Source organism: Flavobacteriales bacterium, assembly GCA_016704485.1.
In the GTDB taxonomy this organism is placed as follows: Bacteria; Bacteroidota; Bacteroidia; order Flavobacteriales_F; family PHOS-HE28; genus PHOS-HE28.
The window spans coordinates 152818-166550 of sequence record JADJAA010000002.1; the positions used below are offsets into that span (position 1 = coordinate 152818).

A 13733-nucleotide genomic window follows, 5' to 3' on the forward strand; every position below is an offset into this window, starting at 1 on the left:
AACGCGCATTCAGGAGTTCAACCCGAGTAAATGGATCCCCAACATGAGATCGCAGAAATACAGGCCGCGCAAGGGGATAGTCGACGATTTACGCCGTTATATCAGCGTTATTTCAGTGATATCTTCCGATTCATTCTCCGGCGAGCCACGGATCATGAACTCACTGCAGACCTTACCCAGCAGACTTTTCTCAAGGCGATGCTCGCATTACCGAAGTACGAAGCCCGCGGGACGCCATTTCGCGCATGGCTCTATCGGATAGCGCTAAATGAATTACGCATGCATTGGCGGAAGCGGAAGGAAGTGGTCGTCAACATCAGTTTTCTCGAGGCAAAAGGCCTCTCGGATGTGGTCGGTCTTCCTAGTGAGGATGAGCGGATGCAACCCTTGGCTTTAGCGCTGGGTAGACTGAATGCTGAGAAGGCGCGACTGATCGAACTACGCTTTATGGACGGACTGAGTTTTGCAGAAATGGGTGATGTGCTCGGTATTGGTGAGGATGCAGCTAAGATGCGCACTCATCGTGTATTGACCACATTACGAACGTACCTTGTTCAACGCGCATGAAGCAGCGCTATCACATATCACCTAAGGGCCATAAGGAGCCGACTGAAGCTGAGATCGCAAAATATCGCGACCCCAAGAAATTGATCCATAACTATCAAAAGGCGCAGCAACTGCTGCATAAGAAGCCGATCTATAAGGACCCGAAGGCGTTCTTGGTATTACTGGTGATCGTAATGTTAGCCTATATTCTAAGCGAACGAGCGAACGACTCAGAGCAGAGTGAAGATTCTGATACAACCGAGCAATTTGAAACGGATACCGATTAAGACCATGATCCGGACATTCCTTGCGAAAGTCCAATAGGTGATCCCTGGGCCATAGTATCCCAGTATTGACCAACACAAGTGGCTTTCCTGGATAAGTTCCCTATGGTATCAGTACCTCTAAGGCATCTGCTGATGTCGCTGATTGGTTGGTACAATACCTCCAATATTCTCGAGAATGATATCCCGGTCGTTGTTAAGCAGTGTATACTTCACTACACCATCCATATTCACATCCTCACTATGGTAGCCAAGTACCGTATTGGTAGGTACAACGCCACCGATCAGTAAGAGGATCAGATCCCTGTCGCCGTCTGGTCCGGTATAGACCACATGCCCATCACGGCTCACGTCACCAGCCCAAAGCATCGTTTTTCCACTAACTGTTTTCATGGGTTCAATACCATAAAGAGCAACCGAACCATTGGTCAAATCCACAAGTGTCGTTGACGCATTTAGCGCGATCGGCAAAGCAGAGATCGCGGGTAAGTGATTGCGATGCCTGATCGTAACGCGATATGATCCCGGTGGCGATGTGAATTCCAATGGGTCCAAAGAGTTGGGTTTGTGCACGGCTCCATTCCGTCGCAAGATCCCTGCTCTCGATTCGATCACCGTAGTTCCAGCAACGTCGCGTAATTCCACTACCACCCAATCCACGGCCATATCCTCAGAAATTCCCGGGTTCGGATCCAAATCGCCAAGGGTGACCGTTTCACCACCTCCGCCAACGAACGGATAACCCAAAGCAGAATAAGGTTCCTGTAACGGGATATGATTTGCGGCGAACAGATCTCCGCTCATAAGGGTCGTTCCCCTGTCGGCTCCTTGTAACCACACGATCGGACTTAACAGTATGGCAGAACTTGGCGTTCCGACACACGTACATGTACCATCAATGATATCGTTACTGGTCGATGGGTCAAGATCATCGCATGGCGCACCTAGGTAAATGGCCGGATCATTGTCCATGCAGTCAGTGCTTTCGGCACTGGAGTTGGGCGGTTGTGGGCAACCCAATTCAGGAAGCGGGAAGCTGCCGTAGCCATCACCGTCGTTATCCGCATACCATTGCGTTGCGTTTATGAATGGATCGGTATCGTCACAATCAATACTGTTCGCTGAGGAGTTCGGTGGTTGCAAACAGCCTGTGATCGTAATGGCAGCATCACCATATCCATCGCCATCCATGTCGGCGAACCATACCGTTGCAGGATTGAGGAGCGGGTCGAAATCATTGCAGTCATCCTGCGTCGCCGCGAAACCAATTGGTTGTGTGCAGCTGATCATTGTTAACCCGAAAAGTGCGCCGTATCCGTCTCCATCAATGTCCTCGTACCACACGATCTCCGTGATCTGTGGGTCGGTATCATCACAGTCTGTATTATTTGCTGAAGTATTGGGTGGTTGTAAACATCCGGTCACTGTATTCGAAGCATCACCGTATCCGTCCCCATCAAGATCCGCGAACCAGATCGTAGCAGGATTCACACTCGGGTCGAAGTCATTACAGTCGTCATTCGTATCAACGTAGCCAATAGGTTGAGTGCAACTTGTTATCGTGAACCCGAATTGGCTTCCGTAACCATCAACGTCGAGATCCTCATACCATACGATCTCAGTTATTGCTGGGTTCGTATCGTCGCAATCCGTGTTATTGGTTGTTGAATTAGGAGGTTGAAAGCATCCGGTAACGGTGTTATTCGCGTCACCGTAGCCATCGCCATCCAGGTCTGAGAACCAAACGGTCTCCGGATTTGCAGCAGGATCAAAGTCGTTACAATCCTGATCATTCGCAACATATCCGGACAACTGGTCGCATTGTATGATGAAATTGAATTGATCTCCATACCCATCGCCGTCAAAGTCCATATACCACAAGACCTCATATACCAAAGGGTCGGTATCATCACAATCTAAATTGTCCATGGAAGTATTGGGCGGTTGCATGCACGCCATGACCGGGCTTAGCGGATCGCCGTGGAGATCACCATCAAGGTCAGCGTACCAGATGGTATTCGGATTCAACTGCGGGTTGAGATCATCACAATCATCATCGGTCGCGGAATAACCGGGCGGTTGAGCGCAGTTAACGACCGGAAACCCGAACATATCCCCAAAACCGTCCACGTCCAGATCGGGGTACCAGGAAAGCTCTGTGATCGCTGGGTTCGTATCATCGCAATCGGTGTTATTCGCAGTGGCACCGGGTGGGGTGGTACAACCCATCACGGTATTCAAGGGGTCGCCAAAACCGTCGCTATCAGCATCCACGTACCAGATCGTATTCGGGTTGATCAACGGGTTCACATCGTCGCAATCATCAGGGACTGCATAATATCCGGGTGGTTGCGTACAGCTGAAAATGGAATTGTATATCCCAGCGAATCCATCACCGTCCTCATCCTGGAACCACATGAGTTCCGTGATCCCTGGATCCGTGTCATCACAATCATTGCTGTTGGAAACCCCGTTGGGCGGCTGAGTGCAACCAAGTATGGTCACATTGGGGTCGCCATAACCGTCCATATCATTATCCGCGAACCAGATCGGAGCCACACCGATCGCCGGGTTGGTGTCATCACAATCATCTGCATTTGCAACGGTGCCTGGCGGCTGCGTGCATGCAGCAGTTGGTGTATTGGGGTCTCCGTAACCGTCACTATCCGCATCGGCGTACCAAGTGGATGATATACAGTCGCCGTTCAGGCGAGCGACGCCATTTCGGTTCACCCCGTTGTAGGAGCTAAAGAAACCTGAGCAAATGGCTTTTCCATCCAGTTGGATCGCGATCGACAAGACCCATAAGCCGAACTGATCTGCACTTCCGAAAGAAAGATCCAGATCGCCATTCGTCTCCAAGCGGGCCACGTATGGTCTAGCAACGCCATTGAACGTATCGAAACTTCCGCCGAGCAGGATCTTTCCATCTGCTTGAAGTGCGAGGTCCATGGGAACTGGTATTGTCGAGGTGAATCCACTGCCACCATTGTTGAATCCAGTATCCACTGTACCGTCCTCCATCAATCGGCAAACACCATTGATCGATGGACCATTGATAACCGTGAAATTTCCGGCTAGGACGATCTTATTGTCGGGTTGGACCACTATCGCGCTCACGATGTCATTCGCTCCAGTACCAGGGTTAAATCCGCTATCCAATGAACCATCGGGCATTATCCTAGTGATCCTATTCTCCGTGACGCCATTGAACGAGGTGAATGCGCCACCAACAAGGATCCTTCCATTGGGTTGGATCTCTATGGAGGCTACCAAATTATTGAACCCTGCTCCGGTACTGAATGGAGCGTCCAGCGATCCATCTGTATTCAGTCGAGCTAAACGACCGATCGGGCTTCCCGCGACATTATTGAAGTTTCCACCGATCAGGATCTTACCATCCGGTTGAATGGCGATCACGGACACGGAATTGTTTATTGTTCCTGGAATGAAGGACCCATCCAGACTTCCGTCACCGTTAAGCCGCGCAAGCCTAGATCTATTCGTGCCATCATATGCCGTGAAAGCTCCGGCAACGATCATGGTTCCACCTGGCTCCAATTGAATTTCATAAACCGTATTATTGAATCCACTTCCTTGCTGAAGGAACGTGTTATCTATGCTGCCATCTGTATTCAATCGAACAATTCGGCTAACCGATTGCCCGTTGAACATGGTAAAGTCTCCACCTACCAAGACCTTTCCGTCGGGTTGGATCACAGTAGCGAGAACCGAACTATTGGCACCAGTCCCTGGGTCAAAGGATAGGTCTAAACTCCCTGGTTGCGCGAAGGTAAAGGCCGAGCAGAAGAATAGGACGAACGCTGGAAATAAACCTTTAAACCAGGTAGGGTTGGTCATGGTCCAAGAATTTGACCGCCTGTCCAAAGGCGGGAGTTAAGAGGTGTGGAGCACTTGAGTTCTGGTAAATTTAAGGGACGGGATCGAGACATGAGGAATTGATCGTGTATCACTATGATTTTGCGTGTGGTTCTGCAATATCTTGTGGATACGGGATGTTCTGAACGTCCATTCCATCATGACCGTCTTTAATTCTGGTCCACTTGGAGCAAATGGGTATTTGAATTGAATTGAAGTTGGATGGTGTGATGCGTCTTGATCGATACATCGCAGTTCCGGAAAGATCAATTCCATAAGCAAGTGTTTTCGATGAAGTATCATACCGAGTCGCAGAATACAGCGATACTTGCAAGCGCTCTTTGCGTTGTTGTATTGGCGGAGCATAACAAGATAATATCCGACGAACAGGTAGGCGCGATCCGTGAAGGTTTACATCATCTGTGGCCACTTTTACACGGATCTGACCAACAGATCTATTGAAGACGATGATGGCGCTGGATGAACAATGCCGAGATGGAGACGGTTGCTCAGGATGCCGCTGAAATGCACACGCATCGTATGATGCTACGTGACCATTCTGGGCGTAAAGAAAGAAGGCATATCATCGCATATCACCGGAAGCAAGAGGCAAAGCGTCTACGGTGAAGGAAACCGTATTCTTTCTCAACGCGGATCTGCTGCTCCATAATTGCCACAAGGCACAAATAATACCCAAGAAACCGCTTTTCAACGATCCGTTCATCCAATCAGGAAGTAGTTATGGATAAGTATCAGCCTGAAGAAAGCGTCCCGAAGGTCGAAAGCCAAGAGTAGCGTTATCGTGAAAGAATTATCTGCTTGGTGATCACGCGGTCAGGGGAGGTAAATCGTATGAAATAGTTACCGTTCTTAAGGTCTGATGCCAATTCCAAATTCCCATTTCGCAAACCAGCATTCATGGATGTACCGTACTCAGTTGATCCTGCCAATCGTCCCGTAGCATCAAGGACTTCTATGGAAGTGAACCGTGCTAAGTTTTTTTGCGCTTCAAACGTAATGTGTCCCGTAGTAGGATTCGGCCAGATATTGAAATTGGCGCGTTCAAGATCGGTTTCGTCCATTACGCTCGTTACTATGTTCATTTGGAAAGCTGTGAGGGATGATCTGCCGTTCGGTTTGCTGTAATAGCCTGTCATTACGATCAATCTGCCAAGGTGATCCAATGTGCCTGCGCAATCTGGAGATGGGTGTGCCGGTGGTTGATACGAAAATACGCTATTATCCGGACTGGGATCGATCACATTGCCATTCATGTCGAACCGTAAGATCAATAATCTATATCCGGAATTATTTTGGAAATCCACGCCACATAGAATGTACTGACCGGTAGGGTCGAATATCAAGCGTTTCGAAACACTGCGCTGTACCGGAGCTCCAACAAGGAGCAGTCCATTGTCGCCGAACGTATCAATGATCGAACCGGTCGCAGATATTCTGCGCACTGCAAATTGTTCTCTGTTCGCAACAAATGCAAGTCTACCGGCCACAATAACGGAACCATCTGCTTCTATGTGTATATCAGACACGGCCTCCTGTCGATAGGTCCAATAATTCGTGTCGGGTATCTGGTCGAGCGTCAAAGCACCATTCTCAGCAAATGTCGTATCCTTCTGACCGTTCGGGGTTAACTTCATGAGTATCCATGCCAGTGCATTAAGTCCACTTGATCTATATCCTCCGAGGAAAATGTCACCGTTCGCTGCGATATCGAGCGAAGTTGCGCGACAATTACCTCCATCGGAAAATAGCCCAATGCCATTTTCGCCGAATGAATTATCCACCTGGCCTTCCCGTGTATACCGGAGTGCCATCATTGAGTTGGCTCCACCCACCACGATCAGCTTTCCATCCTCCTGTAGTTTTGCATCATTGAGCCAAAATGTGCCGGTCAGGCCATGCCTGATCATTCCATTATCACCGAACGAAGGGTCCAGCGATCCATTCTCCAACAATTGGATAAGTACTGCTTCGCGCAGAGCATTGGGTGTATTTTTTTGTGCCACCACAACGATCTTTCCATTTGGTCTAACGATCATGGCCACCGGAAAAGTTTGGTCCGAGCTGATCTGGCTTGTGAATACACCTCCCGCAGCAAACGTGCTATCCGGGTCTCCGTTGGTCAGAAATCGTTCCACCAGGACCTCATATTGGCCCGCAACAAGAAATCCTAGGAGTTTGCCGTTTGCCAGTGTGATCAATTCGATCGGCCTTGCACTTGATGTCCATGCTGGTTCCGATTGGAAAACGGTACCATCAGTCCCGAACGATTGATCAACGGTCAGGCTTTGCCCATTAAGCGAAAGTGAGGCCAAAAGTGTGACCTGAAAGAGGAGCGTGCGGTTCATGATGGCCTGCTTACGAGAACAGGCCACCAATTGTTGCTAAGGGTTGATCCTTCCTACTGATCTCCTTTTGGTGTTTTTTGATCGGCGCCAGGGGTAATTGCCCCGATCACGACCAGAAAAGAAGATCATTTGGTCTATGGAGCCACTGGGTATCGAACATTGGTAGGAACAATCCCACCAATATTCTGGAGGATCAGATCCCGGTCATTGTTGCTACCTGTGTATCGCACAATACCATCCAAGTTCACATCCTCAAGAAAATACCCGCTCACCGAGTTGGTCGGTGCAACTCCTCCGATGCGGGTCAATATGATATCCCGGTCATTCCCGCCACCAGTGTATTTGACATCTTCATTCGCACGACAATCTCCAGCCCACATGGCAGATCTGCCATTGACCAAAGTTAATGCTTCAGGTGCGGTCATTGCTTGTCCGGGTACGGTCAGGTCGATCGATAGGGAAGTTCCATTTTCCAAAAGGTATACATTGCTGGTATAGAACCGTAAATGATTCCGATGGTAGAAGGAAATGTAATATGACCCAAGGTCGATGGAGAACGTAGGAGGTTCCATGCTGTTGGCTTCTCTTAAATGCCCGTTGCGTTGTAATAAATAGGCACGTGAACTGACCACCGTTGTTGGAGAAAGCGCCTCCCTGATCTCCATCACGATCCAGTCCACCGCCATTAGTGCATCATTCCCTGGAGAGGGGTTCAGCAGCTGTAGGGTTGTTGTTTCTCCACCACCACCATTAAAAACATAGCCAATTTCTGTATATGGTTCCAGCAACGGAATGTAACCGCCAGTGGCCAGTTCGCCACCCATTAAGGAGGTAATTCTATCTGCACCTTGTAACCAGACCGTAGCGTCGATCACGACCGTCGGAGAAACTGTTCCGACACATGTACATGTGGCATCGATCAGATCATTTGCGGTATTCGGGTTAAGATCATCGCAAGAGGCACCAATGTAAATGAACTCCGAAGTATCATCGCAATCGGTGTTGTCCAGCACATACCCGGCAAATGGTGTGCAGAAGAATTGCATCGTATTGGGATCACCGAAACCATCTCCATCGGCATCGCTGTACCACATCAGGATCTCATGGTGCAATGGGTCGTTATCATCACAGTCCGTGTTATCAGCAGTGAACCCTACAGGTTGAGAACAAGCGAAAACTTCGCCAAAAGATGCACCATAACCATCACCATCGGCGTCCGGGTACCAGATCGGGCCAAGGTTCACGAATGGGTCATTATCGTTGCAGTCATCACTGTTGGCAACGTATTCATCAGGTTGTGAACAGGCAATGAGTGTAACGTTCGGGTCTCCGAATCCATCGAAGTCAGTATCCGCGAACCATGTTGGGCCAGTAATGTCCAAGGGGTCGTTGTCATTGCAATCATTGCCATTGGTAACGTAACCAGCCACTGGCGAACATGACAAGATCGAGTTGTTCGGGTCTCCTGAACCATCTCCGTCCTGATCCATGTAGTAGGTGATCGCACCAAGGATCAGTGGGTCATTATCATCACAATCCGTTGGGTCCGGTGCATATCCGGGTGGCATTGTGCATGCTACCGTAGCGCCCACAGGGCTACCGAACCCGTCACCGTCAGAATCAATGAACCAGACCGTACCTGTTGTTACCATTGGGTCGAAGTCGTCGCAATCGGTGTTGTCCAGAACATACCCGGGAATTGGTGTGCAGAAGCCTTGAGAGGAGTTTGGATCGCCAAAGTCGTCTCCGTCCGCGTCAAAATACCACAACAGAATTTCATGGTGCAAAGGATCGTTATCATCGCAATCTGTATTATCCACAACAAATCCTGCGGGTTGTATACATGCGAACAGCTCTCCACTAAAGTTGCCGTAGCCGTCGCCATCGGTATCTGGGTACCAAAGATCAGTTGGAGCACCAACTATGGGGTCATTATCATCACAATCTTCTCCATTGGCCGCTGTACCTGGTGGCTGTGTGCATGCCATTATTACCGCATTGGGGTCTCCATAGCTGTCATTGTCCGCATCGGTGTACCAAATGGATTGTACGCAATCGCCATTCAGCCGTAAAATGCGATTACGGCTCACTCCTCCAAAGGAAGTGAATAGACCTGCACATATAGCTTTTCCATCCGATTGGATCGAGATCGACATCAGTTGTACCGCGATCCCTGGTATCGATAGTCCGAACTGATCGGTACTTCCGAAAGAAAGATCCAAAGAGCCATTTGTCTCCAAGCGGGCCAGATCTGGTCTAGCTACTCCATTGAATGTGTCGAACGTTCCGCCTAATAGGATCTTACCATCCGCTTGCTGAGCAAGGTCCATTGGATTTGCTACGGACGAATTGAACCCTGAGCCACTTGCATTGAACCCAATATCCACGGAACCATCCTCCATTAAGCGGCAAATACCATTGATCGAATTCCCATTCATCTCCGTAATATTTCCAGCTAGGACAATTTTGTGGTCCGGTTGGAACAATACCGCCCTCACTATTCCATTTGGTCCAGTACCTATATCAAAATCACTGTCCAATGACCCATCGGGCATGATCCGGGTAATTCTATTTGCTGCAATGCCATTGTACGATGTGAATTCGCCACCAACAAGGATCTTTTCATTGGTTTGGATCTTTAATGAAGTAACCAGATCATTGAATCCGGATCCGATAGTGAAAGCGGCATCCAGCGAACCATTTGAGTTCAGTCGTGCAATACGACCGATTGCCCCACCTTCTATAGCAGTGAAAATTCCACTGATCAGGATCTTGCCATCCGTTTGAATAGCGATGTCGGTCACCGCGCTATTTATGGTTACCGGAATGAAGGAGCCATTCAGCGTTCCGTCACCGTTAAGTCGTGCAAGCCTGGATCTGGTCGTGCCATTATAGGAAGTGAAATCTCCAGCAACGATGATGGTTCCCGCTGGGTCCAACTGAATATCACGAACAACTCCATTGAATCCGCTTCCTTGCTGAATGAACGTGTTATCTATGCTGCCATCTGCATTCAAACGAACAATATTGTTAGCTGGTTGACCGTTGAAATTGATTAAATTTCCTCCGACCAAGATCTTTCCATCCGGTTGGATCCTACTAACGAAGACTGAATTGTTCGCTCCTGTCCCTGGGTCAAACGATAGATCCAAGCTCCCTGGCTGCGCAGAGGCAACTATAGAACAAATGGATAAGGCTAATGCAGGAAATACAGCTTTAAACCAGGTAGAGATCGTCATGGTCCAAGAATTAGACCGCCAGTCCAAAGGCGGGAGTTAAAGAGGTGCGCAAAGCACAAGAGTTCCGGCAAACTTAAGTGTCAGGATCGAGATATGAACAATTGATCGTGTATTACTGTTATTTCGGATGCGACTTTAATAGAATCCATAATTGCGCATGTGTGCTACTGATCGATCATTGCGTGTTCGTTCATTCAACAAGAACAGCTGTTCCAACTGGTGTTTGGATAACACTTGCGTGTGGAATATGTGTTTTTTTTATGAAGGTACCTGCGTACAGATCGATACATTGCGGTCCTGAAAGATCAATTTCCATGAAGAAGTTTTGTCACGTCAGCACGGTACTATTATTTGTTTCCCTTCAGTTTTCCGTTTCCGCTCATGAGGGCATGTGGTTACCCACGGTCCTTAAGAGCATAGAAGGCGATATGCAGACTGCCGGTCTGCAACTCACTGCTGAGGATATCTACAGCTTGAATAGCGGAAGTTTGAAAGACGCGATCGTTCTATTTGGCGGGGGATGTACCGCTGAAGTGATCAGCGGTAAGGGCTTGATCCTGACTAACCACCACTGTGGTTTCAGTGCGATCAGTCATCACAGCACGCTCGAGAATGACCTATTGAAGAACGGATTCTGGGCCAAGGATATACGAGCAGAGCTTCGGAACCCATCGCTTACGGCCACATTCGTGGTACGCATGGAAGACGTTACGGATCAAGTCTTACCTGAGCTTGCAGGCAGCCTAAGTGAAACAGAACGGCAGGATGCTGTTGATCAACTCACGGAAGAGATCACGAAGAAGGCCATTACGGGCACCCATTATCAGGCTGTAGTCCGGCCATTCAATTATGGCAATAGCTATTATCTGATCGTAACGGAAACCTACCGTGATATACGCTTGGTAGGAGCTCCACCCAGTGCCATCGGCAAATTCGGTGGTGATACCGACAACTGGATGTGGCCAAGGCACAATGCGGATTTCAGCATGTTCAGGATCTATGCCGGAGCCAACAATGAACCAGCGGATGTGTCCGATTCAAATGTTCCCTTCGCACCGCGCCATGTACTTCCTATTAGCATGGATGGGGTGAAGGAGGGTGATTTTGCAATGATCTTCGGCTTTCCGGGCAGTACACAACGTTACCTGAGTTCCTATGCCGTGGACTATGTGGTGAATATTTCTGACCCCATGCGCATAGAAATGAGGACCGCAAGTCTGGAGGTGATCGACGCGGCCATGCGAAATGATGACCTCACCCGTCTTCGATATGCGGATAAGCAAGCGGGCATTAGCAATGCATGGAAAAAGTGGATCGGAGAAGTGCGTGGTCTAAAGGAACTGAACACGGTGGAGCGGAAGCGCGAATATGAGAAAGGGTACACGGCGAAGGCATTAGCTGATGGACGAAAGGACTTTGCCATGGTGTTGCCCGAATTGAACGTCCTCTATTCGGAGTATATGCCCTACGCGAAAGCCCGGGATATTTTCGTTGAAATGGCATACTACGGTCCGCAGGCATTGCGCTACGCAGATGGTTTCAGGGGCATCCTTGAAGGGCATGAGCGATTAAGTGCAGAAGGTAAATTGACCGAGGCCATTGCGGAAAGGTTAAGCGCCTCAGAAGGGTATTTCGCGGATTATGATGTAGAAGTGGATAAACGGATATTCAAAGCGCTTCTGCCGATCTACCGTAAACATGTACCAGCGGAATTGGCACCTGACTTCTTGAAAGAGATCGACACTGAATATGTTGGCAATAGCAACGCTTGGATCGAGGCTTTGTATGCCAAAAGTCCGTTCGTGGATCATGTGAAATTGAAGAAAGCATTCGCATCACCGAAAGGCAAGAAGTTGCAAAAACTGGCCTCCGATCCATTTTACAAGGTATCGCGCGAATTGTTCTCGAATTTTGTGGAAAAGGTGCGCCCGCGGCATACGGAACTGAGTGATGAAATTGAGGCCGCAATGCGGAAATATGTGGAAGGTATGATGGTGTTATATCCCGAGAAGACCTACTGGCCGGACGCAAATAGCACATTACGGTTGTCCTATGGTAAAATTGAAGGAAGCAACCCTCGGGATGGAGTTGAGTTCTTGCCACACACCACGCTGGATGGCGTAGTGGAGAAATACATTCCAGGCGATGCGGAATTCGATCTGCCTGAGCGGTTATTGGACTTGCATAAGGCCAAGGATTACGGTGCGTATGCAGTGAACGGGACGGTGCCGGTCTGTTTCACAAGCAGTTTGCATACGACTGGTGGGAACAGTGGAAGTCCGGTTTTGAACGGAAGGGGAGAACTGGTCGGGATCAATTTCGATCGAAGTTGGGAGAGCACAATGAGCGATATCCAATTCAATCCGGATAAATGCCGCAATATCAGTGTGGACATTCGCTACGTGCTCTTCATGGTGGATAAGTACGCAGGGGCTTCGCATTTAGTGTCCGAAATGCAATTGGTACGCAACAACGATCCAAAGGTCATCGACCTACCCATACACCGATGAGCGATACTACATGGACTGAACAGGACGGTAAACTATGCCGCAGATTCAAGTTCAAGAATTTCAGCGAGGCGTTCGCGTTCATGACGCGGGTAGCGATGGTCGCTGAAAAGATGGGGCATCATCCGGACTGGACAAACGTCTATAATACAGTGGACATCGCCTTGAATACACATGATTCGGGTGGGGTGATCACTGAGAAGGATCACAAGTTGGCAGCGGCAATCGACCGGATCATTGCAACTGACTGAACCTTTGCCGCCATCTTGCCACTAAAAAAGGGGCCGCCTCTTTCGAGACAGCCCCTTCACTAAATATTGCAAAGATTTAACCAGCAACCTTTACTGGCCCTTCTCCTCCAGCACCAGGTGCCACGTTCGCTTTGATCCGTAGGACGGTTTCTTTTGGTTCAGTGTTGGCAGTAACAGTAACCGTTTTGGTCTGCGCGTTCTCTTGCTTGCCCGGCTTATATACAACTTTGATATCGCCGGTTCCTCCAGGTGGGATCGGCTCCTTCGGGTATTCAGGAACAGTACAACCGCAGCTACCAACGGCATTCTCAATGATCAACGGCTCTGTACCGGAGTTGGTAAAGCTGAACGTGTATGCGTTCTCGCTATCTTGTTTGATATTACCGAAATCGTGCTCGTAGTTGCCAAAGGTCGCAGTGGTCTTGGGCGTATTATCTACTTTCTCGGTTGCACCAGCGGTCGGGTCGAAGGTCTCACCGGGCGTTGCTGGGTTTGCTACAATGCTCGATGAACCGCTTGGGTTCGAAGCAGTAATACCGCTGGTTGCATCGGACGCACCGCTGAACTGCTTCACGGCCAAAGCCACCAAAGCAATTGCGATAACGGAAAGGAGGGCTATCTGGATCTTGTCTTTCATAACGTGGGTTTCGTTTCGGATTGC

8 protein-coding genes are annotated in these 13733 nt (G+C 49.1%); 4 read left to right on the forward strand and 4 right to left on the reverse strand.

What is annotated here, in order from left to right; all coding sequences use genetic code 11:
• Positions 1-30 precede the first annotated feature (30 nt).
• The gene (locus tag IPF95_11850) at positions 31-567 is read left to right on the forward strand and encodes a sigma-70 family RNA polymerase sigma factor (protein MBK6475380.1); all 537 of its coding nucleotides are present in this window, start codon (positions 31-33) and stop codon (positions 565-567) included.
• Complete coding sequence (locus IPF95_11855; protein MBK6475381.1) at positions 564-833, forward strand: hypothetical protein; 270 nt, start codon at positions 564-566, stop codon at positions 831-833. Before IPF95_11850 ends, IPF95_11855 begins: the two co-directional genes overlap by 4 nt.
• Before the next feature lie 117 nt (positions 834-950).
• Here IPF95_11855 and IPF95_11860 read toward each other — a convergent pair whose 3' ends face one another.
• From IPF95_11860 to IPF95_11870, 3 genes are all read right to left on the reverse strand, one after another.
• Positions 951-4691: a delta-60 repeat domain-containing protein gene (locus IPF95_11860; GenBank protein MBK6475382.1), complete on the reverse strand. Its 3741-nt coding sequence runs from the start codon at positions 4689-4691 to the stop codon at positions 951-953.
• Positions 4692-5506: 815 nt separating this feature from the next.
• On the reverse strand, positions 5507-7075 hold the full coding sequence (locus IPF95_11865; protein MBK6475383.1) for a T9SS type A sorting domain-containing protein: 1569 nt from the start codon (positions 7073-7075) through the stop codon (positions 5507-5509).
• A 134-nt stretch (positions 7076-7209) separates the two neighbouring features.
• Positions 7210-10314, reverse strand: coding sequence for a delta-60 repeat domain-containing protein (locus IPF95_11870; GenBank protein MBK6475384.1), 3105 nt, complete (start codon positions 10312-10314; stop codon positions 7210-7212).
• A 314-nt stretch (positions 10315-10628) separates the two neighbouring features.
• Between IPF95_11870 and IPF95_11875 the strand changes: the two genes are divergently transcribed.
• The gene (locus IPF95_11875) at positions 10629-12824 is read left to right on the forward strand and encodes a S46 family peptidase (protein MBK6475385.1); all 2196 of its coding nucleotides are present in this window, start codon (positions 10629-10631) and stop codon (positions 12822-12824) included.
• Positions 12821-13072, forward strand: coding sequence for a 4a-hydroxytetrahydrobiopterin dehydratase (locus tag IPF95_11880; GenBank protein ID MBK6475386.1), 252 nt, complete (start codon positions 12821-12823; stop codon positions 13070-13072). The genes IPF95_11875 and IPF95_11880 overlap by 4 nt, the downstream gene beginning before the upstream one ends.
• Before the next feature lie 76 nt (positions 13073-13148).
• On the opposite strand, the gene IPF95_11885 is transcribed toward IPF95_11880, so the two are convergent.
• Positions 13149-13709 (reverse strand): DUF1573 domain-containing protein, encoded by a 561-nt coding sequence (locus IPF95_11885; protein MBK6475387.1) that lies wholly within the window; start codon positions 13707-13709, stop codon positions 13149-13151.
• Between the last annotated feature and the right edge of the window lie 24 nt (positions 13710-13733).

What these genes read in the sequence shown, in the direction of transcription:
- IPF95_11850 (MBK6475380.1), top strand. Translation starts at nt 31, where the DNA reads ATGGATCCCCAACATGAGATCGCAGAAATACAGGCCGCGCAAGGGGAT.
- IPF95_11855 (MBK6475381.1), top strand. Translation starts at nt 564, where the DNA reads ATGAAGCAGCGCTATCACATATCACCTAAGGGCCATAAGGAGCCGACT.
- IPF95_11860 (MBK6475382.1), bottom strand. Translation starts at nt 4,691, where the DNA reads ATGACCAACCCTACCTGGTTTAAAGGTTTATTTCCAGCGTTCGTCCTA.
- IPF95_11865 (MBK6475383.1), bottom strand. Translation starts at nt 7,075, where the DNA reads ATGAACCGCACGCTCCTCTTTCAGGTCACACTTTTGGCCTCACTTTCG.
- IPF95_11870 (MBK6475384.1), bottom strand. Translation starts at nt 10,314, where the DNA reads ATGACGATCTCTACCTGGTTTAAAGCTGTATTTCCTGCATTAGCCTTA.
- IPF95_11875 (MBK6475385.1), top strand. Translation starts at nt 10,629, where the DNA reads ATGAAGAAGTTTTGTCACGTCAGCACGGTACTATTATTTGTTTCCCTT.
- IPF95_11880 (MBK6475386.1), top strand. Translation starts at nt 12,821, where the DNA reads ATGAGCGATACTACATGGACTGAACAGGACGGTAAACTATGCCGCAGA.
- IPF95_11885 (MBK6475387.1), bottom strand. Translation starts at nt 13,709, where the DNA reads ATGAAAGACAAGATCCAGATAGCCCTCCTTTCCGTTATCGCAATTGCT.